The 27,000-nt window shown below is 68.5% G+C and carries 24 protein-coding genes, 1 tRNA gene and 1 riboswitch; of the genes, 13 read left to right on the top strand and 12 right to left on the bottom strand.

Annotated elements, in window-relative coordinates; genetic code table 11:
- Positions 1-24: 24 nt before the first annotated feature.
- A complete protein-coding gene (locus J4E04_RS15205) occupies positions 25-777 on the bottom strand; it encodes a GAF and ANTAR domain-containing protein (protein WP_056447162.1) in 753 nt (250 codons plus the stop codon).
- A 48-nt stretch (positions 778-825) separates the two neighbouring features.
- The gene (locus J4E04_RS15200; protein ID WP_222638272.1) at positions 826-2,280 is read right to left on the bottom strand and encodes an MDR family MFS transporter; all 1,455 of its coding nucleotides are present in this window, start codon (positions 2,278-2,280) and stop codon (positions 826-828) included.
- A 112-nt stretch (positions 2,281-2,392) separates the two neighbouring features.
- Here J4E04_RS15200 and J4E04_RS15195 point away from each other — a divergent pair, with 112 nt between their 5' ends.
- A complete protein-coding gene (locus J4E04_RS15195; RefSeq protein WP_235578814.1) occupies positions 2,393-3,049 on the top strand; it encodes a TetR/AcrR family transcriptional regulator in 657 nt (218 codons plus the stop codon).
- Here J4E04_RS15195 and J4E04_RS15190 read toward each other — a convergent pair.
- A complete protein-coding gene (locus J4E04_RS15190) occupies positions 3,039-4,016 on the bottom strand; it encodes a LacI family DNA-binding transcriptional regulator (RefSeq protein ID WP_056447165.1) in 978 nt (325 codons plus the stop codon). The two genes, J4E04_RS15195 and J4E04_RS15190, sit on opposite strands and share 11 nt — an antisense overlap.
- 126 nt (positions 4,017-4,142) lie before the next feature.
- Here J4E04_RS15190 and J4E04_RS15185 point away from each other — a divergent pair, with 126 nt between their 5' ends.
- Together J4E04_RS15185 and J4E04_RS15180 are read left to right on the top strand one after the other, a co-directional pair.
- Positions 4,143-5,189: a Gfo/Idh/MocA family oxidoreductase gene (locus J4E04_RS15185; RefSeq protein ID WP_222638271.1), complete on the top strand. Its 1,047-nt coding sequence runs from the start codon at positions 4,143-4,145 to the stop codon at positions 5,187-5,189.
- Positions 5,186-5,965, top strand: coding sequence for a TIM barrel protein (locus tag J4E04_RS15180; protein ID WP_490148935.1), 780 nt, complete (start codon positions 5,186-5,188; stop codon positions 5,963-5,965). The genes J4E04_RS15185 and J4E04_RS15180 overlap by 4 nt, the downstream gene beginning before the upstream one ends.
- A gap of 7 nt (positions 5,966-5,972) precedes the next feature.
- On the opposite strand, the gene J4E04_RS15175 is transcribed toward J4E04_RS15180, so the two are convergent.
- Both J4E04_RS15175 and J4E04_RS15170 read right to left on the bottom strand, forming a co-directional pair.
- The gene (locus J4E04_RS15175; protein WP_490148934.1) at positions 5,973-6,740 is read right to left on the bottom strand and encodes an ANTAR domain-containing protein; all 768 of its coding nucleotides are present in this window, start codon (positions 6,738-6,740) and stop codon (positions 5,973-5,975) included.
- A 59-nt stretch (positions 6,741-6,799) separates the two neighbouring features.
- A complete protein-coding gene (locus J4E04_RS15170) occupies positions 6,800-8,263 on the bottom strand; it encodes a helix-turn-helix domain-containing protein (RefSeq protein ID WP_307095238.1) in 1,464 nt (487 codons plus the stop codon).
- A gap of 168 nt (positions 8,264-8,431) precedes the next feature.
- Here J4E04_RS15170 and J4E04_RS15165 point away from each other — a divergent pair, with 168 nt between their 5' ends.
- Genes J4E04_RS15165 through J4E04_RS15155 form a run of 3 tightly spaced genes read left to right on the top strand, consistent with a single transcriptional unit; the run spans position 8,432 to position 11,253 of the window.
- Positions 8,432-9,484, top strand: coding sequence for an amidohydrolase family protein (locus J4E04_RS15165; protein WP_056447174.1), 1,053 nt, complete (start codon positions 8,432-8,434; stop codon positions 9,482-9,484).
- Position 9,485: 1 nt separating this feature from the next.
- Complete coding sequence (locus J4E04_RS15160; RefSeq protein ID WP_490148933.1) at positions 9,486-10,190, top strand: iron-sulfur cluster assembly protein; 705 nt, start codon at positions 9,486-9,488, stop codon at positions 10,188-10,190.
- 37 nt (positions 10,191-10,227) lie between these two features.
- Positions 10,228-11,253 carry an NAD(P)-dependent alcohol dehydrogenase gene (locus tag J4E04_RS15155; protein ID WP_204870263.1) on the top strand — a complete coding sequence of 342 codons (1,026 nt, stop codon included), beginning with the start codon at positions 10,228-10,230 and terminating at the stop codon, positions 11,251-11,253.
- A gap of 17 nt (positions 11,254-11,270) precedes the next feature.
- Here the strand turns inward: J4E04_RS15155 and J4E04_RS15150 are convergent, their stop codons facing one another.
- Together J4E04_RS15150 and J4E04_RS15145 are read right to left on the bottom strand one after the other, a co-directional pair.
- Positions 11,271-11,936: a 3-oxoacid CoA-transferase subunit B gene (locus tag J4E04_RS15150; protein WP_027504030.1), complete on the bottom strand. Its 666-nt coding sequence runs from the start codon at positions 11,934-11,936 to the stop codon at positions 11,271-11,273.
- On the bottom strand, positions 11,933-12,697 hold the full coding sequence (locus tag J4E04_RS15145) for a CoA transferase subunit A (RefSeq protein WP_056447180.1): 765 nt from the start codon (positions 12,695-12,697) through the stop codon (positions 11,933-11,935). The genes J4E04_RS15150 and J4E04_RS15145 overlap by 4 nt, the downstream gene beginning before the upstream one ends.
- Before the next feature lie 193 nt (positions 12,698-12,890).
- Between J4E04_RS15145 and J4E04_RS15140 the strand changes: the two genes are divergently transcribed.
- From J4E04_RS15140 to J4E04_RS15130, 3 genes are all read left to right on the top strand, one after another.
- Positions 12,891-13,643, top strand: coding sequence for an IclR family transcriptional regulator (locus J4E04_RS15140; RefSeq protein ID WP_490148932.1), 753 nt, complete (start codon positions 12,891-12,893; stop codon positions 13,641-13,643).
- A gap of 445 nt (positions 13,644-14,088) precedes the next feature.
- Entirely contained in the window at positions 14,089-15,354 is a 1,266-nt protein-coding gene (locus tag J4E04_RS15135) for an ice-binding family protein (protein ID WP_490148931.1), read from the top strand.
- A gap of 1 nt (position 15,355) precedes the next feature.
- Positions 15,356-15,985, top strand: a complete 630-nt coding sequence (locus J4E04_RS15130) for a class F sortase (protein WP_490148930.1) — start codon at positions 15,356-15,358, stop codon at positions 15,983-15,985.
- Here the strand turns inward: J4E04_RS15130 and J4E04_RS15125 are convergent.
- Positions 15,978-16,988 carry a Gfo/Idh/MocA family protein gene (locus J4E04_RS15125; protein ID WP_490148929.1) on the bottom strand — a complete coding sequence of 337 codons (1,011 nt, stop codon included), beginning with the start codon at positions 16,986-16,988 and terminating at the stop codon, positions 15,978-15,980. The genes J4E04_RS15130 and J4E04_RS15125 overlap by 8 nt on opposite strands.
- 62 nt (positions 16,989-17,050) lie before the next feature.
- Between J4E04_RS15125 and J4E04_RS15120 the strand changes: the two genes are divergently transcribed.
- Positions 17,051-18,028 carry a Gfo/Idh/MocA family oxidoreductase gene (locus J4E04_RS15120; RefSeq protein ID WP_056447194.1) on the top strand — a complete coding sequence of 326 codons (978 nt, stop codon included), beginning with the start codon at positions 17,051-17,053 and terminating at the stop codon, positions 18,026-18,028.
- A 45-nt stretch (positions 18,029-18,073) separates the two neighbouring features.
- Positions 18,074-18,715 carry an ANTAR domain-containing protein gene (locus tag J4E04_RS15115; protein WP_490148928.1) on the top strand — a complete coding sequence of 214 codons (642 nt, stop codon included), beginning with the start codon at positions 18,074-18,076 and terminating at the stop codon, positions 18,713-18,715.
- A gap of 18 nt (positions 18,716-18,733) precedes the next feature.
- Here the strand turns inward: J4E04_RS15115 and J4E04_RS15110 are convergent, their stop codons facing one another.
- Positions 18,734-20,332, bottom strand: coding sequence for a GMC oxidoreductase (locus J4E04_RS15110; RefSeq protein WP_328810149.1), 1,599 nt, complete (start codon positions 20,330-20,332; stop codon positions 18,734-18,736).
- A gap of 142 nt (positions 20,333-20,474) precedes the next feature.
- Here J4E04_RS15110 and J4E04_RS15105 point away from each other — a divergent pair, with 142 nt between their 5' ends.
- Complete coding sequence (locus tag J4E04_RS15105; protein ID WP_056447200.1) at positions 20,475-21,557, top strand: tartrate dehydrogenase; 1,083 nt, start codon at positions 20,475-20,477, stop codon at positions 21,555-21,557.
- Between the two features lie 310 nt (positions 21,558-21,867).
- On the opposite strand, the gene J4E04_RS15100 is transcribed toward J4E04_RS15105, so the two are convergent.
- Complete coding sequence (locus J4E04_RS15100; protein WP_490148927.1) at positions 21,868-22,947, bottom strand: SDR family oxidoreductase; 1,080 nt, start codon at positions 22,945-22,947, stop codon at positions 21,868-21,870.
- A gap of 350 nt (positions 22,948-23,297) precedes the next feature.
- Here J4E04_RS15100 and J4E04_RS15095 point away from each other — a divergent pair, with 350 nt between their 5' ends.
- The gene (locus J4E04_RS15095; RefSeq protein ID WP_490148926.1) at positions 23,298-24,920 is read left to right on the top strand and encodes a GMC oxidoreductase; all 1,623 of its coding nucleotides are present in this window, start codon (positions 23,298-23,300) and stop codon (positions 24,918-24,920) included.
- A gap of 8 nt (positions 24,921-24,928) precedes the next feature.
- Here the strand turns inward: J4E04_RS15095 and J4E04_RS15090 are convergent.
- Both J4E04_RS15090 and J4E04_RS15085 read right to left on the bottom strand, forming a co-directional pair.
- Positions 24,929-24,999 (bottom strand) — tRNA-Cys (locus J4E04_RS15090).
- A gap of 38 nt (positions 25,000-25,037) precedes the next feature.
- On the bottom strand, positions 25,038-26,591 hold the full coding sequence (locus J4E04_RS15085) for a GGDEF domain-containing protein (RefSeq protein ID WP_490148925.1): 1,554 nt from the start codon (positions 26,589-26,591) through the stop codon (positions 25,038-25,040).
- A 254-nt stretch (positions 26,592-26,845) separates the two neighbouring features.
- Positions 26,846-26,942, top strand: a riboswitch (SAM riboswitch).
- The last annotated feature ends 58 nt before the right edge of the window (positions 26,943-27,000 follow it).

Genomic DNA, 27,000 nt, shown 5'->3' with positions numbered 1-27,000 from the left:
CTCCGGCTGACCGCACCCCGTGCGTCAGGCGGGGCGCGCGCCGGTCATCTCGGCCGGCGCGACGTCCGTCACCGACGACACGAATTCGCGGGCGATGTCCCGCAGTCGGCGGTTGGTGCGCTGCGACTCGGTCGAGAGCACCTCGAACGCCGCGGCGTCGTCGATGCCGCGCAGGGCCATGAGGATGCCCTTGGCCTGCTCGATGGGTGCGCGGTGGGCCATGGCATCGCGGAGGCCGTCGACGGTGGTCGAGAGGTCGCGGTGCTGGTCATCGCGCTCCAGCGCGTCCGAGACGGCGCCGACCAGCGTGCTGAGAACCTGACGGTCCAGGTCGTCGAACGAGTGCGGGGTGTGGGCGAAGAGGGTGAGCGAACCGATGGTGCGGTCACCCACCCGCACCGGGGTGCACATCATCGCGGCGATCCCCGCGGCGCGCGCAGTGGTGCCGAATTCCGGCCACCGGGCGTCTCCCGCCTCGCAGTCGACCAGCACCGTCTCGCCCTCGCGAGCGGCGTGCAGGCACGGACCGCTGTCCGCGTCGTACTGCTCGAGGTCGATGGCGGAGACGGTGGCCGACGACGTCGCGGCCGCGAAGGGTGCGCCGTTCAGCTCGACGGTGACTCCGCACATGTCCGTGTCGGGGATGCACGCGCAGGCGGCGTCGACCAGCCGGTGCATCAACTCCGCAGCATGGTCGTCGTCGGTGCCCGCCGCGCTCAACGAGCGGACGGCGTTACCGATCACGACCGCGAGCGGCAAAGAGTCAGAGGAGTTCACGGCACCATTGCACCACGACGGGGCGACAACCTTCCGGCAACGACCAGGTCACCCCCGGTCGGCCGCAGGCGTACGGATGAAGAACGAGGCGGCCACTGCCAGCAGGGACACGGCACCGCCGCACAGGAACGCGGTGTGGATCCCCGACTGCTGCGCCGCCACGTCGCCCACGCCACCGGCCAGTCGGGAGGCCGCAGCGGTGGACATCACGGTCACGAACAGCGCGGTGCCGGCCGCTCCCGCCAACTGCTGCACGGTGTTGAAGATCGCGCTGCCGTGCGAGTACAACTGCGGCGGAACCGAACCCAGTGAGGAGGTCATCAGCGGAGTCATGATCAGAGCGAGTCCGACGCTGAGCAGCGAGTGGATCGCGACGACCACGGGGAGGGCGGTGTCGGCCGTGAGGATCGTCATCGACCACAGTGCGGCGCTGACGACGACGGCGCCCGGGACCACCAGTGGGCGGGGGCCGACCCGGTCGAAGACCCGTCCGACGACGGGAGCGAGACCGCCCATGATCAGACCGCCGGGAAGGAGCATCAGGCCCGTGGTCAACGTGTCCAGCCCGCGGACGTTCTGCAGATACATCGGCAGCAGGATGAGGGCACCGAACAGCGCCATCATGCTGATGGAGAGCATGCCCAGGCCGATGCTGAACGTGGGGGTGCGCAGCGGACGCAGGTCGAGCAGGGCCCGGCCCGAGTCCTGACGAGCGATCTGCCGGAGGACGAACACGACCAGTGCGACGACGCCGACACCCAACGGGATCCACACGGGGACCGCGGTGCCCTCGGCGGCGTGACCCAGGCTGCCGAGTCCGTACACGATGCCGCCGAACGCCAGCGCGGACAGCACCACCGAGACGGCGTCGAACGGGGCCACCGTGCTCGCCGCGGTGGCGTTCTCCACCAGGCGGGATCCGATCGCGAAGGCCAACAACGCGATCGGGAGCACGAGCCAGAACATCCACCGCCAGTCGAGCGCACTGAGGATGACACCCGAGATGGTCGGCCCCACGGCCGGAGCCACGGCGATGACGATGGAGATGACGCCCATCATGCGGCCGCGCCGATCGGCGGGAACCAGTCGCAGCACGGTCGTCATCAGCAGGGGAAGCATGATCGCCGTGCCGCCTGCCTGGACGACTCGACCGGTGAGCAGCAGCGGGAAGCCGGGCGCCGACGCGGCGAGAACGGTGCCCACGGAGAACAGCGACATCGCCGCGAAGAAGACCTGGCGGAGAGTGAAGCGCTGGAAGAGGAAGCCCGTGGTCGGGATGACGATGGCCATGGTCAGGAGGAAGCCGGTGGTGAGCCACTGCGCGGTGCCGGCGTCGATGGCGAGATCGACCATCAGGGTGGGCAGCGCGACGCTCATGATCGTCTCGTTGAGGATCATGACGAATGCCGACACCACGAGCACCGCGATCAACAGCCGACTGCTCCGTGGCAGAGGCCCGTCCGTGACGCGCGGCGCGTCCACCTCTGTCTGCTGAACCTGCATCGTCGTGGGGCCTCTCTGTCGTTCGGTGTGGTAACAGTGTCTTCCTGCATGACAGTCACTGTCAAACTGGTTGTTGATGTAGGGTGACGGCCATTCGGAGAGGAGTGATGTCGTGAGTGGAGACGGCTCGACCGAGGTAGCGGCGACACCGGTGCCCGATCTGCGGGAACGTCGGCGTCGCGACATGTGTTCCGAGATCTCACTGGCGGCGCTGGAACTCTTCGAGCGTCAGGGATTCGCGTCCACCACCGTCGGCGACATCGCTCGCGACGCGGGCATCTCGCAGAGCACGTACTTCCGTCACTTCCCCACGAAGGAGCAGTCCGTCGTCGGCTTCGATGCCGGGCTCGAGCGCGAGATCCTGGCGTGGGTGACCGAGGCCGACCTCGCGGGTGTCGGTCTGGCCGGCATCGAGGACATCGTGGAGCGGTTCCTCCGGCGCATGAGTGCGGCGAACACGGCGTCGTCCGACCGCGTGATGCGCATCCGTCGGCTGATCGTGTCGGATGCGCACCTACGGTCCGCGGCGATCGCCCTCGACGAAGTGGTCATCGCTCGCCTGGCCGACGCGCTGGCGGCGCGAGTTCCGCGATCGCCCTCCCGCCTGACCGCCGAGACGGCGATCATGACCGTCCGGGTTGCGTTCGACTCGTGGGCGGCGCGCGTGGACGACGGGGATCAGGACGCCGACCTGGCGGAGATCTATCGCGTCGCGTGCCGTGATCTGCGGACCGTCGTGACCGGTGCCGCCCCGGACGTCACGACGTAGCCCTCGGTGCGCCGGTGGTCGACCGTGACACCAGGCTGGGCGTCAGCACGATGCTCGGCGCACTGTCGTCGACGGTGAGGGTGAGTGCGGCGTCCACCGCCGCGTCGGCCAGGCTCTCGGCGTCCTGGGACACCGTGGTGAGTGCGACGTGGTCCAGTCCGGCGACGCGCGAGTCGTCGTACCCGATCACCGACATGTCCCGCGGCACGGCGAGTCCGCGAGCGACCAGTGCGGCGAGAACGCCTGTGGCGCACCGGTCGTTGAAGGCGATCACGGCGGTGGGAGGGTGCTCTGTGTCGAGGAGTCCCTCGACTGCTCGCGCTCCGTCGTCCTCCGTGAGGCCGCCCCGCACCACCTCGGCTCGGGCGTCGTCGATGTGGGACAGTGCGTCCAGGAAACCGGCGGATCGGTCCTCGCTGCCCGGTGCGCCGTCGCCGTCGACGAAGGCGATGCGCCGATGGCCGAGCTCCTCGAGATGCCGTACCGCCAGCGTGATGCCGGCGACGTCGTCGCTGCGCACCGTCACCGTGTCCGGGGTGTCGACACGGCGAGCGACGACGACGGTGGGAACGGTGCGGGCGAGCGCGGCCAGCTCGTCCTCCGGCAGTCGGCTGCCGAGGAGGATCGTTGCCTCGCAGCGATCGTGACGAAGGGAGTCGATGGCCGCTGTCTCACCTCTGCTGGGTGCGACGGCGCTGAGAGCCACCTCGTAGCCCCGTCGAGCCGCGGCGGAATAGACGTGTTCGACCAGATCCCCGTGGAACGGTTGTTGCAGCTCGAAGACGACCCCGAGAAGCCGGGAGTGCGACTGCCGCAGACTGCTCGCCCGTCGATCGCGGACGTATCCCAGTTCGTCGGCGATCTCGCGTACCCGTGCGCGGGTCGCGTCGCTGGCACCGGGGGAGTCGCGGAAGACGATGGACACCAGGGCGGTCGAGACTCCCGCCGCCCGTGCCACGTCGGTCATCGTGACGGGACGCTTGGTTCGTCTCCTGGTGGTCACGCACCGATCGTACGGGGGTGTTGACGCCGGCGTCTAGTACGTTCTAGCCTCTGCGAACAGGCAAACTAGAACGTACTAGTAGGAGGCGTCATGGCAGTCGATCGTTCGGAGGTGGTGGGCATCGCGGTGCTCGGTGCGGGCAGGATCGGCGCCAACCACGCCGAGATCGTCGCGCGCCGGGTACCGGGTGCCGCACTGCGAGCAGTGGCGGATCCGGTGCCCGGCGCCGCCGACAGGCTCGCCGGGGAACTCGGTGCACCGACGGCGTCCACCGACATCCACGAGACCCTGCGGCGTGACGACGTCGACGCGGTCGTGATCTCCGCCCCCGCGCGGAGTCACACCGAACTCGTCGTCGCGGCCGCGGAGGCCGGGAAGCACGTGTTCGTCGAGAAGCCGATGGCCGTGACCCTCGAGGACGCGGACCGTGCCATCGCCGCCGCACGGGCCGCGGGAGTGACACTCCAGGTGGGCTTCAACCGACGCTTCGCACCGGGATTCGCGGCGGCACGTCGGGCCGTCGACGAGGGCAGGATCGGTACGCCCCAGCTGCTGCGGTCGCTCACCCGTGATCCCGGCCCGTGGGGTGGAGATCCGAGCCGCGTTCCAGCGTGGACCATCTTCCTGGAGACGCTGATCCACGACTTCGACACGCTGTGTTTCCTCAACCCGGGAGCCGCTCCGGTGCGCGTGCACGCCATGGCCGACGCGTTGATCCGGCCCGAGGCCAGGGACGACGGCTTCCTCGACACCGCCGTCGTCACCATCGCGTTCGACAACGGCGCCCTCGCGACGGCCGAGGCCAACTTCTCCGCGCTGTACGGCTACGACGTCCGCGGAGAGGTGTTCGGATCCGGCGGCATGATCACTGCCGGCACCGCGGCGTCGAGCGACATGACCCTGTACGACGCTCGCGGGATCACCGTGGACACCGCCCGTCGCGACACCGATCTGCTGCGCGAGGCCTACATCGGAGAATTCACCGCGTTCGTGTCCTCGGTCCGCGACTCGACGCCCGCGGTCGTCGGTGGAGCCGACGCACGGGTAGCCCTGTCGATCGCGCTCGCCGCGATCGAGAGCGTGCGGTCCGGCGCCGCGGTCACCGTCGCGGATCTCGACTCGGACGGTGTCCGATGACGTACACGCTGGCGGCCAGCGCCGAGATGCTCCACCTCGATCTGCCGTTCGTCGATCGGGTCCGACGGATCGCGGACCGCGGCCTGCAGGTCGAGATCTGGAACTGGTCGACGAAGAACATCGACGATCTGCGGGCCACGGGTGCCCGGTTCTCCTCGATGACCGGGTACCTGAGCGGAAGCCTCACCGACCCGGACGGCATCGACGAGTTGCTCCGCACCGCCGCGGAGTCGCTGCGCGTGGCCGATCGGCTCGACTGCCCGCGCCTGAATCTGCACGGCACAGGTCTCGATTCCGAGGGGTTGCCGGTCCACCCCGAGCACACGGTGACCCCCGACATGTGGCTCCGGGCGGCCGACACACTGCGCCGGGTCGCGGAGCTGGGCGAGCGTGCCGGTCGCGTGTTCACCCTCGAGAACCTCAACACCGCGGTCGATCACCCCGGTACACCGTTCGCCACCGCGGCGGACACGCTCGCACTCGTGTCTGCGGTGGACAGTGCGGCGCTGCGCCTGAATCTGGACCTGTACCACGCTCAGATCGGCGAGGGGAACCTCATCGAGACGGTGCGGCGCTCGCTTCCCTGGATCGGCGAGATCCAGGTGGCCGACGTTCCGGGGCGCTGCGAACCGGGCACCGGGGAGATCGCCTACCCGGTCGTCGCCGCCGCACTGCGCGAGATGGGGTACGACGGTGTCGTCGGTCTCGAGGGGTGGGCACGCGCCGATGCCGACGAGGCACTCGACGCTTTCGAGGCGGCGTTCACGGCGCGGTGATCGTCGGTCAGCTGTCCTCTGTGATCCGGCGGGCCACGTCGACTAGTGGTAGTTCTGCTGCGGCAGCGGCTTTCTCGAGTAGTGCTCGGGCCTCGCCCATGTCGATATCGTCCCGCACCATGAGGATGCCGACCGCGATGCCGACGACCCGGCGGTCCGCCATGGCCGCACCGATCCGTCGGACTCCGGCGTCGAGGTCGCGCCCGCGGCCGTAGGACCACAGGGCGGTGTCGAGGTGGTCCACGAGGACGCACACCAGATCGTCCTCGGCCTCGACCTGCGCGGAGGACAGGGGAGGCCCCGCGGCGTACAGGTTGACCGATCCGGCGGCCGCCCCGTCGACGGTCAGCGCGCACGCGTGCACCCGGTCCACGCCTGCCCTCGCCGCGAGGGCGGCCAGGGGCGGCCAGAGTCGGGCCACCTCGTCGTGGGAGAAGTGCAGCGACGAGTGTGTCCGCAGCGCGCGCAGGCAGGGTCCGTCGTCGAGGTCGTACTGCTGGGCGTCGAGCGCGAACACGACGGCGTCGGTGGGGGACACGGTGAAGGGGTGGCCGTCCACGGTGGCGGTGATGCCGGCGTGCGCCACGCTGTCGAGTGATCGGACCGCCGCCGCCGCGCCCTGCTCGAGCACGACGAGCAGAGCGGCATCGTCGTCCACCGAGCCGGTCAGAAAATCGGAGACCGTGGTCGTCGCCGTCGAGTCCCGTTCGCGGGCCCGACGGAAGTGGGGGAGGTCGCGCAGTGCGAACAGACGTCGCGTGAGTTCGTCGTCCATGTCCGCGCCCCTCCCGTGAGATCGAGTCGTCCGGGACGAGACTACGCGGCCGACGTGCGTCAGCCGGGGTTCCGCGGATCGATCTTGTAGTAGGCCGTCTTGCGGTAGAGCGTGGCGCGGCTCATCCCCAGCTGACGGGCCGCCTGGCTCATCGTGACCTTGCCCGACGCGAGGACCCGCACTATCTCCCCGTGCTCGAACGCCTCGATGCTCGACAACCGGCGCGTCCGGCCCGCCAGCAGTTCGGCGGGGAGCATCGCGACGTCGACGACGTCCGCACGCGACGCGACTCGCGTGACGAGTTCGCGGAGCTCCGCCGCGCCCTGCGGCCAGTCGTGGTGCTGCAGAGCGCGTTCCGCCGCGGGGGTGATGTGCACGTCGCGTCCGCGCACCGCGCGCGCGAACTCGTGAGCCAACGGCACGACGTCGTCCGGTCGGTCCGACAGTGGGGGCAGCGACACGACCGATGCGACCGCGGAGGCGAGTGCGGCCGGGATGTCGTGCAGTCGTTCGGCGGTGACCGCGAAGGGCATCCGGGTCTCGGCGGACCGCAGCAGGTCGACGAGTGACTGCGCGGCGAAGTCGGGGAGCGTGTCGACGTCGCGCAGGACGACGACCGTGTCGGTGCGATCCGCCTCGTACGTCCACAGGTCGAGCCACGTGTCGACGTCGTCGGGTGCGGGGGCCGCTGCCGAGAGAATGCGGTGGCGCGGGAAGGCGCGCCGCGCAGCGTGCGTCACCAGCGACGAGCGGCCGGAGCCGGGGCGGCCGATCACCGCGACGGTCGATCCCGCGGCCATCGCGGAGTGGGCGTCCGCCTCCAGTCGTGACCACTCCGCGCCGAGTCGAACGCCTGTGCCGGTGGACCCGTGCTCGATACGGAAGAGGCTGCGACGCACCGTCGGTCGCTCTCGTCGACCGGTTGATCGGGACGACATCGACAGCGAGATGGTGCTCGCGGCCGACCGTGCGAGTGTGAGTAGGAGGTCGCTCGACGTCCGGGACCAGGTGGTGAGATTGACGGCACCCTGCAGACGACCCGTCGCGGGATCCAGCACCGGGGCGGCTGCGCAGGTGAAGCCGGTGAGGCTGTGGGAGTAGTGCTGTTCCGCTCGGACCAGGGTGGGTGCCAGGTCTGCCAGCGCGAGACCCAGACCGTTGGTCCCCACCTCCCGTTCCGAGTAGCCGAAACCGGGCGCGAGGTGAACGTCGTCGAGCGCGCGGAGCAACGTGTGGTCCCCGCTCAGGCGGGACAGAACGAGGCCGTCGGCGTCGGTGAGCATGAGGCCCACCGGCTCGGCGGTGAGCGTCCGCTGCAGGTCGGCGAGCACTTCGTCACCGCACTGCCGAAAGAGCGACTCCTGCCGTTCCGTCCCGGCGAAGACCGGCTCGACATGATCGACCGGGATGCCGTAGCGCCGACTCCGAAGCCAGGAGGCGCGGAGCCGAGGGGGTACCGCACCGGCGACCGCGTCCACCTCGCGGCCGGAGCCGGTCCGGTGTTCGGGGAGCTGTGCTGGCACGCGGGCGTCCTGGTGGGTCGAAGCGGGTCGGGTTGTGATCCAGGTTACAGCGCCCGAGGGGTGGTCGACCGTCTCAGATTGAGACGCCGGGGACGCCCGCTTCCCGTCCGTCGCGCCCTAGCGTCGAGCCAGTGAAGGTGACGCCAGTCACACGACGAAGGGATCTCGATGTACACCAAGGGCGACAACAGCTTCTTCATCGTCGACGCGCACGTCGCGCTGTGGGACGCGCGGCCCGAGAACCAGCGCAACATCCACGGCAAGCAGTTCATCGACTGCTTCTACGACTACCACCGCAACCTGTCGCCCGAGAGCGAGCTGTGGCCGTACGACGAGTACCTCTACCAGGGCGGCGACCGCCTGATGAAGGACCTCTTCGAGGACGGGTACGTCGATCATGCGATCTTCCAGCCGGCCCACCTCGGGGAGTTCTACGTGAACGGGTTCGGGCAGACGGAGGAGGCATGGGCCCTCACGGCGCAGAATCCCGACAAGCTCACCTACAACCACCACTTCGATCCGCGCAACGGCGAGCGTGGGCTCGATCAGCTCCGCGCCGATGCCGAACGGTTCGGACTGAAGGGCGTCAAGCTCTACACGGCGGAGTGGCACGGAGACTCTCGCGGCTACAAGCTCGACGACGACTGGACCCGGCGTTACCTCGAGGTCTGCCGCGAACTCGGGATCACCAACATCCACGTCCACAAGGGACCGACCATCAGGCCGCTCGATCGCGATGCCTTCGACGTGGCGGACGTCGATCATGTCGCCACCGACTTCACCGATCTGAACTTCGTCGTCGAGCACTGCGGTCTCCCGCGGCTCGAGGACTTCTGCTGGATCGCCACCCAGGAGCCGAACGTGCATGCCGGGCTCGCCGTCGCGATGCCGTTCATCCACTCCCGGCCGAAGTACTTCGGCCAGATCATGGGCGAGTTGCTCTACTGGCTCGGTGAGGACCGGATCCAGTTCTCGTCCGACTACGCCCTCTGGACACCGCGCTGGCTGATCGAGTCGTTCGTCGACTTCCAGATCCCGGCGGAGCTGAGCGAGTACCCGGAGATCACGATGGACCAGAAGCGCAAGGTGCTGGGCCTGAACGCCGCGAAGATGTACGACATCCCGGTTCCGGCGGAGCTGCAGATCGCCGATGCCGACGAGACGGCCACCGGCCCGCGCGGCGCCGACCGGGCGGCCGACGACGTTCTCGTGGGAGCGTGAGATGACCACCCGTGCCGACTCGGCGATGCGGGCTCTGGACGTGGTGATCGATCCCGAGCTCGACGAGCCGATCACCGACCTCGACTTCGTGCAGTCGCTCACCGTCTCCGAGGACTGTGACGTCGTGGTGCACCTGCGCTTGCCGACGTCCTTCTGCGCGCCGAACTTCGCCTACCTCATGGCCTCCGACGCGAAGGACGTGCTCACCGGCCTGCCCTGGACGCGGAACGTGACGGTGGAACTCGACGACCACCACGATTCACCGATCATCAACGCGGGACTCGCCGCGGACGTGGGGTACCGGGGCACCTTCGCGCACGAGGCGGAGAACGATCTGGAGGAGCTCCGGACGACGTTCCAGCGCAAGGCTCACGTCGCGGCGATGGAGCGGTGCCTGACCGCGCTGCTGAAGCGGGATCCGTCCCGGCGCATGGAGGACATGGGAACTGTTGTGCTGGGCGATCTCCCGGACGACGACACCACCAGGGCACTGCGGTCGCGGCGACGGTCCCTCGGCCTGGACGACGTGCCCGACAGCATCGTCATGGTCGATCACACCGGAGCCGGCTACACGCAGCTCGACGTGCCGCTCGCACTGCGTCGGGCTCGATCGACCCGCATCTCGATCGACGGCAACGCCCACTTCTGCCGGGGACTGCTCCGTACCCGCTACGACGACCCGGACCGCACGACGGTCGACGCCTGACCTTCCCGAGAAGCCGAGGAGACACATCATGAGCACCATGCGCGCAGTCCAGGTCGTGGGGTACCACGAGAAACTCCGAATGACCGAGGTGCCCGTTCCCACTCCCACGGGGCCGTTCGACGTGGTCGTCCGGATCGGTGGAGCGGGGGTGTGCCGTACCGATCTGCACATCCTCGAGGGGCAGTGGGCCGAGAAGTCGAACGTGACCCTGCCGTACACGATCGGTCACGAGAACGCCGGCTGGGTCCACGCCGTCGGTTCCGCCGTGACGAACGTGCAGGAGGGTGACAAGGTCATCGTCCACCCGCTCATCACGTGCGGGCTCTGCCGCGCCTGCCGATCCGGCGACGACGTGCACTGCGAGATCAACCAGTTCCCCGGCATCGACACGAACGGTGGCTACGCGGAGTATCTCAAGACGTCGGCACGCAGTGTGGTGAAGCTGGACGACTCGCTGGAGCCGGCGGACGTGGCTGCCCTCGCCGATGCAGGGCTGACGGCCTATCACGCCGCGGCGAAGGCTTCCCGGCATCTGACTCCGCGCGACCGCGTCGTGGTCATCGGTGCAGGTGGGCTGGGGCACATCGGGATTCAGGTGCTGAAGGCGCTGACCGCGGCCGAGATCGTGGTCGTCGACCGTAACGCCGACGCGGTGAAGCTGGCCCTGTCCATCGGGGCGGATCATGGCGTCGTCGCCGACGGCACCCACATCGAGCAGGTGCTCGAGCTCACCGGTGGGCAGGGCGGCGAAGCGGTCATCGATTTCGTCGGTGAAGGCGGCGCGACGGCGGAGGGCATCGCGATGTTGCGGCAGGCGGGCAATTACCACGTCGTCGGATACGGCGAGAACATCGACGTCCCCACCATCGACATCGTGTCGTCAGAGATCAACGTCATCGGCAACCTGGTCGGGTCCTACAACGACCTGTGCGACCTCATGGCTCTCGCGGCACGCGGGTCCGTCGTTCTGCACACCGCGAAGTACGCACTCGACGACTTCCAGAGCGCCATCGACGATCTGGACGCGGGCACGGTGCGAGGGCGGGCCATCCTCACGCCGTGAGAACGGCCCGCCGCCGGTCAGTGCGTGACGAGGTCGTCGGCGTCGGTGAGGGTGGCGCCGGTGGCGTCGTGCACCTGCGCGGCCGTGACACCGGGCGCGGTCTCCCGCAGGACCAGGGTGCCGTCGCCGACGACGTCGATGACGGCGTAGTCGGTGATGACACGGTCGACGACGGCCTGACCGGTGAGGGGGAGCGTGCACGTGTCGACGATCTTGGGGTTGCCGTCCCGATCGGTGTGCTCCATGACGACGATGACGCGCGCGGCGCCGTGGACGAGGTCCATGGCGCCGCCCATGCCCTTGACCATCTTTCCCGGGACCATCCAGTTGGCGAGGTCGCCGGTCGCCGAGACCTGCATGCCGCCGAGGACGGCGGTGTCGATGTGGCTGCCGCGGATCATGCCGAAGGACAGCGCGGAGTCGAAGAACGCCGCGCCGGGCAGGGTGGTGACGGTTTCCTTGCCGGCGTTGATGAGATTGGCGTCGACCTCGTCCTCGGTGGGGTAGGGGCCGGTGCCGAGGATGCCGTTCTCGGAGTGCAGCGTGACGCGGATCGCGGGATCGAGGAAGCCGGGAATCAGTGTGGGCAGCCCGATGCCGAGGTTCACGTAGTCACCGTCGCGCAGTTCGGCCGCCGCGCGCCGAGCCATGTTCTCGCGGGTCCATCCGGTGTCGGTGCTCATCGTGCGTCTCCTGCGGGTCGGGTGGTGCGCTTCTCGATGCGGGGTGTCTGTGGGCCGGTCTCCACGATGCGCTGGACGAACACGCCGGGCAGGTGCACGTGCGCCGGGTCGATCTCGCCCGGCTGCACGAGATGCTCGACCTGAGCGACGGTGATGCGGCCGGCCATGGCGGCGAGCGGGTTGAAGTTCATGGCTGCCTTGTCGAAGACGAGGTTTCCGTCGGTGTCACCCAGGTGCGCGTGCACGAGCGCGAAGTCGGCGCGGATGCCCTCCTCGAGGACGTACCGCTTGTCGCCGAAGACGCGGGTCTCCTTCGGGGGGGATGCGAGTGCGACGGATCCGTCGGCGGCGTAGCGCCACGGGAGCCCGCCGTCGGCGATGGGGCTGCCGACACCGGCCGGGGTGAAGAACGCCGGGATGCCCGCGCCCCCGGCGCGTAGTCGTTCGGCGAGAGTGCCCTGGGGAGTGAGCTCGACCTCGAGCTCGCCGGACAGGTACTGCCGGGCGAATTCCTTGTTCTCGCCGACGTAGGACGCGGTGACGCGACGGATCCGGTGCGCTGCGAGCAGGATGCCGAGGCCGTGGTCGTCCACTCCGCAGTTGTTGGAGAAGACCTCCAGATCGGTGACGTCGGTGGCGGCGAGGGCGTCGATCAGTGCGTCCGGGATGCCGCAGAGTCCGAAGCCGCCGACGGCCAGGGTGGCGCCGTCCGTGACGCCGCGTATCGCGTCGGCGGGGGTGGACAGGACTTCGGTGGCCACGAGTTCCTCCTGAGATCGAGTACTGATCAGATGTACGGTCCGGTGAGTGGACGTGCGCACTCTCTGCATTCGATCAGGACCGCAGCGTCTTCGCAGGCGATACGGGTTCCGGACGGCGAACTGCTCGACTCGTGGAACGATCGGCGGCACGGTGTTCACTGAGTGGACACCCCGCGAGCCCTAGACTGTGGTGATGGCGGAGGCAGCGAGGTCGGTCATCGCGCGAGTCGCGGCCGTGATGCGTGCCATCGGTGATCACGAGCCGGACGGCGCGTCGACCACCGACATCGCCAGGACCGCCGGGTTGGCGCGGCCCACCGTGCACCGGATGGTCACCGCGTTGGCGGCGGAGGGCTTCGTCGATCGGCACGAGTCGGGCCGGTGGGCGCTGGGGCCCGAGACCTTCCTTCTCGGATCGATGGCAGCGGAGCGGTACGACATCACGTCGAGCGCGGGAGACATCCTGCGCGATCTGGCCCGAACGACGGGGGAGAGCGCCTTCCTGTCGGCACGTCGGGGCGACGAGACGGTCTGCATCGCGAGCGAGGAGGGCAGTTTCCCGCTGCGCTCGCACGTCCTGCACGTCGGCCTGCGCATGCCCCTCGGAGTCGCGTCCGCCGGGTTGGTCATCCTCGCGCACCTGCCCGAACGTGAGCGGGTGGAGTACCTCGACCGTGCAAGGCTCGGCGGCTGGGGAGAACGTCACGCGCCGCGCGAGATCGCCGAACGGGTGGAACAAGTTCTGGTGCAGGGATACTCGGTGAATCCCGGGTTGTTGGTGGAAGGTAGCTGGGGTCTCGGGGCCGCGGTGTTCGATCGCCGCGACGCCCCGGCGTGGGCGCTGAGTCTGACGGGCGTCGCCGGCCGTTTCGACGATGTCCGGCGCCCTGTTCTCGGCGAACAGCTGCTGCGGGCCGCACACGCGTTGACCTCGCGTCTGCGGTGATCGGAGGTCGATGCGGCCGGTCGGACAGAACTGAGGCGGTACATCCAAGTTATTCACCCGTTATATCGTGAATGCATGCCCGATATCGTATCGATGTCGACATCAGAGTCCGAGAATCGTTGTCGCACAGAGATTTCAGTCGTCCATCACGTGATTGTCCGGACTCGACAGAATGTCGCAATTCCGGCATGCATTGACATTACCGTTATCGTCCTGTTCACTCTCATTTATGCCGTAAATCTACGTCGCATTCGACGGAGTCGGCTCGATCTCACACCTGCCCCCGCCACATCTCGGCGCCGTGGTCGTCTTCTCGGACGGTCATCGACGCGCCGACGTCGCCGGGGCGTCATCGCACCGCTCTGCGTCGTCGGGGACAGAGTCTGCGCACCACATGTGCTGCATCAGGGATGCGGCACATTCACCACATCGCGCAAGGAACCGCATGATCAGGACACACCTCGACCGCTCTCCCTTCGACGCCGCGAAGCGAGGCCGCCTCCCCGCACTGGGTACCGTCGCCGTCGCCACGGCGGCTCTGATGATCGTCGGCGCGAGCACCGCCGACGCCGCCACTCCGGTGGGACTCGGCACCGCTGCCAGTTACGCGGTCCTGGCCGGTGCGGGCGTGACCAACACCGGCCCGTCGGTCATCTCGGGTGACCTCGGAACCAGTCCGACCGCGGCCGTCACGGGGTTCCCTCCCGGTCTCGTGAACAACGGCACGATCCATGCCGCCGACGCGGTTGCGCTGCAGGCGCAGTCGGACCTCACCACGGCATACGACCAGGCGAGTGCGGAGCCGATCTCGGCGAACGTCGCTGCCGACATCACCGGCAGCACCCTCGCCCCGGGGGTCTACAAGGCTTCCAGCGCACTGGCCCTGAACGGCACCGTCACGTTGGACGGTGGATCGGATCCCGACGCCGTCTTCGTCTTTCAGGCACCGTCCACATTGATCACGGGGTCCGGCAGCAGAGTGGCACTGATCAACGTGAATCCCTGCAACGTCTTCTGGCAGGTGGGCAGCTCGGCGACCATCGGTACCTCCACGACGTTCGTCGGAACGGTACTGGCGCTCACCTCGATCAGCGTCCAGAACGGTGCGACCGTCTCCGGACGTGTGTTGGCGCGCAACGGCGCGGTCACCCTGGACGACAACGTGATCACGGCGAACGACTGCTCCCCGCGGACGACCACCACCCCGGTCGGCGACGGGGGAGTCGTGGTGCCTCCCATCGTGATTCCGATCCCGTCGATCCCGGGACTGCCGTCGATCCCCGGTGTCCCGCCCGTGATCACCATCCCGGGTCTTCCGGGGTTGCCGGGTACACCGCCCACCTCGTCGGTGCCCACCGCACCGGCGGTCCCGCCCACCTCGGACACTCCCGGTACGCCGGGAACCCCGAACACGCCGGGAATTCCGAACACTCCCGGAACCCCGAACACGCCCGGAACCCCGAACACTCCCGGAACCCCGAACACGCCCGGAACCCCGAACACGCCGGGAACCCCCGGTGTCCCCACGGGTCCGGACGCGCCGGGCCGGTACTCGCCGGGCAGCCAGATCACTCAGGTCCCGGGTGGTGGCGTCGACACGGGTGACGGCAGCACCGTCCGGTCGGCCGACCACTGGCGGCCCGCGTCGATCGGCCTCGCGGCCGCGGCGATCATCGGGTCGGCCCTGGCGCTGCGTCGTCGAAAGAGCTGACATGGCATCACGTTCCGTCACCACCGCGGCGCGCTCACTGTGCGCTGCGGTGCTGCTCGCGCTGGCGCTGATCTCCGGATGCTCCACTGCTGCCGGCACCGCCCCGCCGGCGCCGGCCGCGACCGAGTCGGCGGACGTCGGCGTGGTCGACGAGGGCACCACCGGTGTCCCTGATGCCGTGGCCCTCTCGTCGCCGCCGGTCCGCATCGACGTTCCCGCGATCTCCGTGAGTTCCGACCTCATGGGCCTGGGTCTGCAGCAGGACGGGACGATGGAGGTACCACCCGGCGCGTTTCCGGCCGGGTGGTACAGGGGTTCACCGATTCCCGGCGCGATGGGGCCGTCCGTGATCGCCGGTCACGTGGACTGGGACGGTGCGCCGGGTGTGTTCTCCCGGCTCGGTGACCTCGTCCCGGACGACGACGTGATCGTCACTCTGCAGGACGGCACCACGTCGCGCTTCCGGGTCACGGAGGTCGATCAGTACCCGAAGGCCGAGTTCCCGACGACCACGGTGTACGGCGACATCGACCACCCGGGACTCCGGCTGATCACGTGTGGCGGTCGATTCGACAGCGACGCAGCCAGTTACGACGACAATATCGTGGTCTACGCTGATCTGATCAGCTGATCCGTTCGCGGATCCGGTCGATGATCTCCAGGGTCGCGACCGCGTCGGCGAGGGGATGGACGGCGGACTCGACCTCGCCGACGGAAATCCTTCTCGCAGCCTCCACCGCGGCGAGATGCAGTCCGTCGACCTGGAGGCCGGGGGTCTCGTCGTAGGCAAGGGTGATGCCGTCGCGGAGTGCGACGGTGAACGGCCCCGGCATGAAGAAGGGCCCGGCGATGGTGAGCGTGCCGTCCCGGCCGCACACGACCGCCGTCGTCGGCGTGTTCGTCAGGATCGTGGTGTTGAGCACCGCATGTCCGGACTCGCCGGTGAGAAGGGCCGAGATCTGACCGTCGATCTGGTCATTGGCAGGTCGACTCCGAGCATCCACCGTCTCCGGTGCACCGAGAACCGAGTAGGCGAAGGACGCGACGTACGTTCCCAGATCCAGGAGCGGGCCACCGGCCAGCGCCGGATCGTAGATGCGGTGATCGGTGGTGAAGAACTCGCCGTGATCCGCGAGCACCGTGTGGATCGGTCCGAGGACGCCGCTGCGGAGCACCTGCTCTATCACGTCGAACTTCGGCAGGAATCTCGTCCACATCGCTTCTCCCGCGAACACTCCTGCCGACCGTGCGGCCTCCGCGATACGGGCCGCGCCGACCGCGTCGACGGCGAGCGGCTTCTCGACGAGCACGTGCTTGCCCGCGGCGATGGCGTCGAGGGCGTTCGCGAGGTGCTCGGTGTGCGGCGTGGCGATGTACACGATGTCGACGTCGTCGTCGGCGAAGACGGCCTCGTAGGTGCCGTGCGCGCGGTCGACGCCGTGCTCGTCGGCGAAGGCGCGTGCGCGCTCCGGTGAGCGCGATCCCACCGCGACGACGGTCTGGGTCGTGTGCCGGTGCAGTGACTCGACGAACCGGTGCGCGATCCAGCCCGGCCCGAGGACTGCCCATCGGAGCACGGGCGCGTCACGGGGATCGGGAACTCGTGACAGGGGGAGGGAGGCGCTTCGCGTCATGCGGCAGAGCCAATCAGACGAAAGCATATTTGTCAGGACATTAAGATGTAATACTTTCGATCATGACTGTGCGGGTTGGAATCATCGGTGTCGGCGTCATGGGAGCGGACCATGCCCTGTCCCTCGATCGGCGGGTGTCGGGCGCGGCGGTGACCGCTGTCGCCGACTTCGACGCAGCACGGGCGAGTGCAGTCGCCTCCACCCTGCGCGGCGCCACCGTCGCGGCGGACGGCCCGGCGCTGATCGAGCGCGACGACGTCGACGCCGTCGTCATCGCCTCGCACGATTCGACCCACGCCGAACTGGTGCACCTGGCGCTGGCCGCGGGCAAGCCGGTGCTGTGCGAGAAGCCGCTCGCGCCCACGGCGGCGGAGTGCCGCGAGATCATCGCCGCGCAGGGCGAACGCACCTTGATCACGGTCGGCTTCATGCGTCGGTTCGATCCGGCCTACGTGGAACTGAAGCGCGTGGTGTCCTCCGGTGAACTGGGTGAACCCCTCGTCGCCCACTGCGTGAGTCGCACCGTCGAGGCCTACCCCGGCGGCACGTCCGCGTCGACCATCACCAACTCCGCGATTCACGAACTCGACATCGTGCCGTGGTTGCTGTCGTCGCCGATCACGGAGGTGAGTTGGCACGCGGGTCGTACGTCCGCGCACTCCGGAACGCGCCAGGATCCGCAGATCATGCTGTTGCGGACCGAGTCCGACGTTCTGGTGACGGTCGAGATCTTCCTCAACGCCCGCTACGGATACGACACGAGGTGCGAGGTGGTGGGCGATATCGGAGCGTCTGCGCTCGTGCTGCCCACTCACGTGGTCACCGACCGCGACCGCCGGCGGTCCGTGGCCTACCCGGCCGACTGGGTTCCCCGCTATGCGGACGCGTATCGCCTGCAACTCCAGGAGTGGGTCGATTCCCTCGAGGCCGGCCGGGTCTCGGAGCTCGCCGACGCGGACGCGGGGCTGCGTGCAGGTCTCGTCGCCGACGCTCTCGTCGCCTCGATGAACGAGGGCGGCCGAACCGTCGTCGTGGAGTGATCTCGGCGGTACGTTTATCCATGTCCGACTCGGGCACCAGAATCCATGGATTCCTTCGACGCCACCCGCGCCGTGGTGGAGCGGTACGCGCCGTCGCTGGGTGTGGACGGGATCGCGGTGGCAGTCATCGTGACCGCGGCGATCCGCGACCTCGTCTACAGCAGCGACGACGTCGCGACCCGCATCGACGAACTGCAGTTCACGCTGGGAACCGGGCCCTGCCTCGATGCCTTCCGGAGTGAACAGACGATGATCAGCATGGTCGGTACCGACGAGGGCTCGCCGTGGCCGCTGTTCGACGACGCCGTTCGAGCTCTCGACGTGGGTGCCGTGTTCGCGCTTCCGGTGGGCACGGAGCCGACGGTGGGCGTGCTCGAGCTCTATCGCCGCGACGCGCATCCGTGGTCGCCGGTGACCGCGGCGCGTGCCGCGCGGTGCGCCGGGGAACTCGCGTCCGCGGTGCGCCGCGACGTCGCCGGAGTGGGGGACGACGCCGCGGACGATCCGCTGTCCCGCGCCTCCGTGCACGTGGCTGCCGGCATGATGGCAGCACGGTTCCGGATCACCGCCGACGAGGCCGTGGCTCGGCTCCGGTCCCTCGCCTACGCAGACGGGATACGCGTCACCCAGCTCGCGGACGACATCGTCGCGCGGCGGGTCGAGCTGACCGATGCCCTGCTGGACTGACGCCGGCCGCGGACCGGCTCAGATGACGGTGCCGACGTCGGTGGCCACGATGCTGTCGAGAGCGTGCTCCGCGACTGCGGCGATGGTCATCGACGGATTGCAGGCGGCGCAGTTGCCCGGAATCAGGGCGCCGTCGAGAACGTAGAGGCCGCGCTGTCCCTGGACTCGACCCTCCAGATCACAGACCGTTCCCATGTTGGCCCCGCCGAGCGGGTGCCAGGTGGACGGGAACACCGCGTTGGTGTCCACGACGAGGCTGTTCGGTCCGGCGATCGCGCGCACGCGCGGGTCGATGTGACTCTGGATGGCCGCATCCCCCTCGTGCGGCCACCGCAGGATCGCATCGTCCCGCGCACCGTCGTAGACGAAACGCCCACGGGCGTCGCTGACGCCGTAGCCGACCAGAACGGTGGTTCGGGCATCCACCCCGAGAGGGGGGAACGACGCCTGGATGACCGTCATCGCGCGGGACGGGTCCGCCCAGTCGAGACTGCCGAAGACCACCGGGCCGCCCTGTGCGGGTCCGAAGTCCTGGTCGAACGTCGTCCACGAGTAGATCCTGTCCGCGTTGGTGCCCCAGCCGTCGCCGAGCGCGTCCGGCATGTCCGGGATCCGGCCGGACGCTGCCGCCCGCATCAGCAGTCGCGTGGTGTTCATGCTGCCCGCAGCCATGATCAGGGTCGGCGTGGTGAGGATCTTGTTCTCCACGACCGCCCCCGAGGTGTCGATGCGGTCGACGTAGACCGTCCACCGGCCGTCGGACGCCCGTTCGACGTCGGTGACCTGGTGCAGGGTCTGTACCGTCGCCAGCCCGGTCGCCTCCGCCTCGGCGATGTACGTGACGTCCACGGAGAACTTGCCGCCGTTGTTGACGCCGATGGCGCCGTCGCCGTTGGTGTAGGACGGGGCCATCTCGCCACGAAGTTCGTCGAGCGCGAAGTTCCAGTCGATGGGCATCGGGATCTTCGACACGGGGAGTCCGAGTCGTCGTGCACTGTCCCGGAATGCTCGTGGTGCAGCGTAATTGGGGCTGTCGACCAACTCGTCGGGCGCGACCGCGAGGTGCAGCATCCGGGCGACCCGCGGGTAATGGACGCGATCGAGCAGGCCCCAGTCCAGTGCGCCGGGGAACTGCGACGCGAACACCGCCTCGGCCGGCTGCAGCGTCATCCCCTGATAGACGAGGGACCCGCCGCCGACCCCGGCCGCACACAGCGCGGTCATGTTCTCGCCGGGAACCGCCTCGACGAGGCCGGTGTACGCCGGGACGTCGATCGGACGTCCGAACACGTTCTTCGCGGATCCGTACCAGAGGAAACGACCGTCGGGTGAGCGAGCGTGCGGAAAGGTCTCGGCGTTCGGACCGGTCGGCCATCGCAGACCGCGCTCGAGCACGGTCACCGGAACGCCTGCCTGTGCGAGGCGCAGTGCGGCGACGCCGCCGCCGAACCCGGAGCCGACGATCACCACGCGGTGATCCTCGCGGGAGAGCGGAACTCGTTGTGTGCGTGCGGCGATGCCGTGAGCAGAGGCGCGGGCGGCATGGTTGCCGGCGATCAGCGCACCGCCGGCCGCGGCGGCGCCGGAGAGGAACGTGCGGCGAGTGAACGGTGACATGCGGCTTCCCCCGGATCGTTCGTGGAGTCCGCCGATACCTGTGGGCACCCCCCGGCGAACACCCGATCTCGATGCCGGGTGCTCAGAACCTAGACAGTTCTGTCCGCGAGTGTCAAGGTTTCGCCCCGACTAGGCTCGAACGATGGCTACCAGACGCATCGCAGTGATCCCGGGTGACGGCATCGGCAAGGAGGTGGTTCCCGCCGGTATCGAAGTACTGGACGCCGCGGCGGCGGCGTTCGACCTCGACCTCGAGTACGAGTACTTCGACTACGCCAGCGCCGACTACTACGTCGAGCACGGAAAGATGCTTCCCGACGGCTGGTTCGAGGAGCTCCGACCGTTCGACGCGATCTTCTTCGGAGCGGTGGGCTGGCCGGAGGTGGTGCCGGACCACATCTCGTTGTGGGGCAGTCTGCTCCAGTTCCGACGTCACTTCGACCAGTACGTGAATCTGCGGCCCATCCGGCTCATGCCGGGCGTCACCAGCCCGCTTGCGGGACGCGAGGTCGGCGACATCGACTTCTACGTGGTGCGGGAGAACACCGAGGGGGAGTACACCGATCTCGGCGGCCGGATGTTCGCGGGAACTGAGCGTGAGACGGTGATCCAGGAGACGGTCATGTCGCGCATCGGCGTCGACCGAATCCTGAAGTACGCCTTCGAACTCGCCGAGACCAGGCCGAAACGCCACCTGACGTCCGCGACCAAGAGCAACGGCATCTCCATCTCGATGCCGTACTGGGACGAGCGGGTCGCCGCCATGGCGTCGCATCACCCCACGGTGGACGTCGACAGCTATCACATCGACATCCTCACGGCGAACTTCGTGCTGCACCCGGACTGGTTCGACGTGGTCGTCGCGAGCAATCTGTTCGGGGACATCCTGTCCGATCTCGGACCGGCGATCGCGGGCACCATCGGCATCGCCCCGAGTGGAAACATCAACCCGGAGGGGCTCTTTCCCAGTCTGTTCGAGCCGGTGCACGGATCGGCACCGGGTATCGCGGGCAAGAACGTCGCCAATCCGATCGGACAGATCTGGAGCGGCAGCATGATGCTCGATCACCTCGGCGAACCCGATGCCGCGCGCACGGTCCTGACCGCGGTCGAGAACGTGTTGGCACGGGGCGGCGCCGCGCTCACCGCGGACATGGGCGGAACGTCGGGGACCGACGAGTTGGGGCGCATCATCGCGGACGAGGTGACCGCTCTCGCTCGCTGATGATGTTCTCGAAATTGACACCGTTTCGGGGCGTTGTCTGTGAGCACGACCAAGTCAGTGACAGGTCACCACACCGTTCATCGTCGTCCGTGACGACGGGTCCTTCATGATCTGTGTGCGCGAAACAATCGCGACATCACTCACTCGGGAGACATCATGCTCAGCATTCTCAACGGCCTCAGCTTCCTCAATTTCTCGTTCGGAGATCTGCTGCCTCTGACCGATTTCCTGAACATTCTGAAGAGCCTCTCGATCGCGTCCTGACGCCGACGGCCGGGCGGGTCCACCCGCCCGGCCGTTGCGTCCGACGTCAGCGAGGAATGATCCGCGCGTCCCGGTACCGAGCGAGGTTCTCCGCGAAACTCTCACTGGTCGAGCGGAATCCGAGGAACCCCGCCTTGCGGCTCTTCGTCATGTCGGTCAGGCACTCCATGTCGCGGCCGAGGTCGCCGTCGGTGTGCCACCACGATGCGAGTCGAGTCACGTCCGACTCGACGAGGTCGTACTTCTCGGCGATGCGCCGCCACGCGTCGGGTGCATCGTCCATTCGCGTCTCCAACGGTCGCGGTTCGGTGTCGAAACCGACGGGTTCGACACCGAAATGGTCGGCGATGCGCGGCCACAGCCATCGCCAACGGAACACGTCGCCGTTCGCGACATTGAATGGCTCGTCGGCGCCGTTCTCGTTCGTTGCGGCCCAGATCATCTGCTCGGCGAGCAGATCGGCATCGGTGACATCGGTCAGACCGTTCCACTGGGTCTCCGAACCGGGGAAGACGAACGGTTCGCCGGTCTCCTTGCAGAGAGTGGCGTACACCGACAGGGTGAGTGCCATGTTCATGGCGTTGCCCACGGCGAACCCGAAGATGGTGTGTGCCCGGTGCACGCTCCAGGTGAAGCCCAGTCGGTCTGCGCCCGAAAACAACTCGTCCTCCTGGGCGTAGTAGAAGTTCGGTGTGTCGAGGCGCTCCTCGCTCTCGTGGAACGGGGTCTCCGCCGTCACCGCGGCGCCGTAGGCGTCGAACGGGCCGAGGTAGTGCTTCAGACCCGTCATGAGAGCGACGTGCTCCACCGAGTTCTCCGGTGCCAGCGCGTCGAACGTGTTCCGGAGGGTGGCGGTGTTCACCTCGATGTTCTCCGCCTCCGAGTCCTGCATCATCCACGCCGTGAAGAACACGAGGTCGGGCGCCGTTCCGCGCAGTGCCTCACTCAGAGCATCGGCGTCGAGAAGGTCGGCCGTCACGGGTGTCACGCCGTCGACCGGCAACTCGGTCTTGCGCGACAACCCGTAGGTGCGCCACCCCGCGTCGACGAGTCGTCGACAGATGGTCTGCCCCGAGATGCCGGTGGCTCCGACGACGAGCGCCGTGCCCGGACTTCGTGCTGCCATGTGTGTGATGCCTCCGATCGGTGATCGTGTCTCGATCCAGCATGGGCTACCCGTAGGGGCAACGGAGCAACCAGTGGGGCCGAGTGGCGCGGCGCACTGGTCCGCTACGTGGCGCCGAGCGCACCGCCCGGTGCCGAGCGCGCGCTGCACCGTGCGCGGAACGCCGTGCGCAGCGCGCGGGCGTCGGAACAGCCCGAGTGGTGCGGCGCACTCGTCGACGTCACGGCCGATCGCCTCTCATCGAGCCGGGCGAAGTGGACAACTTACCGGCGAGTAAGGAAGCTTCAGCGCATCCGCTGCCCGTCCGCGACACCCGCGATCACCTGCACCGGGTGGAGAGAAGCGTCGACATGCAGTGGTCGAGAAGACAGTTCCTGGGCGCGATGGGCGTCGCGGGCCTGATCGGGTCGACGGGACCGGGAGCGGTGTCCCGCGCGGCTCCGATACTCGACGGTCTGTACCGGTCGGCGGTGCCCGAGCTCTACGCACCGATCGATCCGGCGCCGGCGCATTCGGAGGCCGTGGTGGTCGGATCGGGCTTCGGTGCCGCGGTCACCGCGCGGCGCCTCGCCGAGGCCGGCGTTCGCGTCACCGTCCTGGAGCGCGGGTCGCAGTGGCCCACGGATCCGCGTCGACAGATCTTCGCCAACGACTTCCTGCCGGACGGGCGCGCGTTCTGGCGTCGCGGTGGCACTGCTCCGCTGACCGGACTGCCCACGGTTCCCACCGACCGCTTCGGCGGCATCTTCGACGTGAGCGAACACGGCACCATCGACGTGTGGTCCGGAGCCGCGGTCGGCGGTGGTTCGTTGGTGTTCACCGGCGTGATGATCGCCCCCGAACGACGGTTCTTCGACCAGCTCTTCACCGGGCTCGTCTCGTACGACGAGATGCAGGCTCTGCACTACCCGCTCGTCCGTTCCGAGCTGCGGCTCGCACCGATGCCGGAGGACGTCTATCAGTCGCTGCCGTTCACGCATTCACGGGTGTGGGATCACCAGGTCCGCCGCGCCGGGTACACACCACAGCGCATCGACGGTATCTGGGACTGGGACGTGGTGCGCGGAGAGATGGCCGGTCGGTCCCGTCCGTCCGCGATCATCGGGGAGTCGAACCTCGGCAACTCCAACGGCGCCAAGTTCGACCTCAACCGCAACTATCTGGCCGCTGCTCGCGCCACTGGCCGGTGCACGATCCATGCGCGTCACGAGGTCACCGCCGTGACCAGGGAGGCGGACGGTCGCTACGCGCTGACCGTGGATCTGCTCGACCCGTCCGCCGAGGTCCTCTCCACCCGCACGGTGACCTGCGACGACCTGTTCCTGGGAGCCGGGTCGATGGGAACGTCGCGGCTTCTCGTGCATGCCCGCGACACCGGACTGCTCCCCGACCTGAACGAACACGTCGGTGAGGGATGGGGCACCAACGGTGACGCGGCACTCGTCCGGGGCATGAGCCCGGAGGGCAACGGCATCGTGCAGGCGTCGCCCTCGGCGTCGAGGATCTCCGACGACTCGGGCGCCCCGCTCACCCTCGAGAACTGGTTCGTCCCCGGATCGCCCGTCGATCTGACGCTGATCGGCTCGTTGGGCATGGTCATGGACCCGACGAGAGGGCGGTTCGTGTGGGACGAGTCGACGCGGTCGGTACGGCTCGACTGGCCGGAGGCCGGCAACATCGCCGTCTCGGACGCCCTGCGACCGGTGCACGACCGCATCGCGGAGCGCTCCGGAATCGGTGTGGGGTATCCGCCCCTGCGGGTTCCGGACGTGAACACCTCGTTCACGGCGCACCCGTTGGGAGGGGTGGTGCTGGGCCGAGCCACGGACGCGCACGGCCGCGTCCTCGGCCACGACCGGTTGCACGTCGTCGACGGAGCGCTGATCCCGGGCAGCACCGGCAGAGTCAATCCGTCGCTCACCATCGCGGCGCTCGCCGAACGCAACATCGCGACGGTGATCGCCGATCGCTGAGCGCCCCGTGGAGCGAATGACGGGAATCGAACCCGTGTGCACGGCTGTGCAGGCCGTTGCCTCACCACTCGGCCATCCCACGTCAGGAAACCCGGACCTGTCGGGACAGGGTTGCGCTCACGGTGATTCTCGGGCTGTCGCGGTGAGATACCTCGCGGCCGCCGCCGGGTTCTCGTCCGCCAGTGACGCCAGCGCTCGACACAGTGCGCCGAGTGAGGTTCCCTCGGCGTGCGCGGCCGACTGCAGGAGTGCCGCCGCGGTGTCCCGGTTCACCGCGAGGTGTTCCATCGCCATGCCGATGCTCTGATCGAGCGCGGCCGCGGAGCGCAGTGCCGCGGAGTATCGATCCGAACGGGACGTCGTCGCCACGTCGATCTCCGTCTCGAGGCGCCGAGACAGCATCGCGAGTCGGACGGCCGTGTGTTCCGGCCCGTGTCCGCGGGTCTGCAGCGCGACGAGGGTGGCAGCGACCGCCGCGGCGGCCTCGGTGCGCGCGCGTCTCTGCACAGCCTGCCGTCGACGGGACCGGAGGTGGTCAGACGACCGTGCTCGCAGCAGTGACGGCGGGTGGAACCGGGTCGTGTCGCCGTGCTCGACGCGGTCACGACCGAGACGCTTCGCCCGGTACATCGCATCGTCCGCGCAGGAGATGAAGGAGTCGAGCGTCGACTCCACGTCGCCGAGGGCGAGCGCGGCGCCGTCGGGAGCCGTGGCCACGGCCGTCGTGGTGCCGATGCTCACCGTCACCGAGCACCGTGTGCGCACCGATCGCAGGACACGGTCCGCGAGATCGGCCGTACGCGCACCGCGGGCGACGACCAGGAACTCCTCGCCGCCGAGACGGGAGACGACGGCGCCCGCCGGAGTCGCCAGCACCACCGCTCGCGCGACGGACTGCAGCGTCCGATCACCGTGGGTGTGTCCGTGGGTGTCGTTGACGGCCTTGAAGTTGTCGATGTCGATGACGAGGGTGGTGACCGATTCGTGCCGCGACGCCGCGGCACCCAGCAGTTCCGTCAGACGGGGGAGTACGCCCCGGCGGTTCAACAGGCCGGTCAGGACGTCCGTGCGTGCGAGCACGTCGAATCGGTGACTCACCCGCACCATCGACCGCCGCAGGCCCCACACCAACACGACGGGGACGACGACGATGGTCAGGGACGCGCCGGCACTGATGAACGCGATGGCCGCAGATCCTGCCGAGGCGAACGACACCACGACGGCGGCTCCACCGGCAGCCACGGTGAACGACCACGCGATCGCGGGCGGCGACGCGGCCGCGGAGAGCACCGGGACGATGGTGAGCAGCGCGGCGATCGCGAGGGAACCCGCCGGATCGGTCACCGCCACCGCGGAGAACGTCGTACCGCACAGCATCACCATGCCCATGGCGACGAACTGGCGTTCGGTCAGCCGCCCCGAGCGCCAGATGATGCCGGCTCCCACCACGGCCGCAGCGACGGCGAGAGCGGTGGCGAGCATCGGGGCGATGCCGGGGAAGAACAGACCGGGCACCACCCAGCCCGCTCCCAGTGACAGGGCGGAACCGGTGATCGCCGTTCCCATCGCGATCGACCGGATGTCGAGCACCTGCCGTGCGGGTGTCTCGAGAGGTGACTCGGTGGGCGACGTCCGCGCGCCGCGGTGCGCTCTGTCGATGTGTGGCGTCACGCGAGCACCCCGGTCCCCGTCACCGGTGATCCGTCGTCGGCTGACCTCCACCGTGTACCCCGTGAATGTACCGACCGGGACGGTTCCGTCGCGGCGATCCGGCGCACGTCTGGCCGTGAGACCTCGGGCTCGTGACCACCGCGAACACGCGGTCGGTGCGGTTGTCACCCTTTCCGGTCATCATGATTCGAACTCGACGGATCTGAAAACTGTTGTGCGATTTGACGTCTCGAGACGTCGGCGCTACATTTTCCTCACCATCCAGAGCGACCGAGAGACCTGGCTCGTCGACGTCGCAGCAACCCGCCTCGAGTTCGAGTGTGTGGGTGCTACCGCCAGGACCGATGGAGGAGATCCGCCGATGAACACTGTGACGACCCGACGCCCGCACGTCCTGCGCCTGCACCTC

The organism is Rhodococcus sp. NFXS4 (assembly GCF_058139645.1).
The sequence above is the reverse complement of the archived record's forward strand: the minus strand, read 5'-3'. Positions and strand labels throughout refer to the sequence as shown.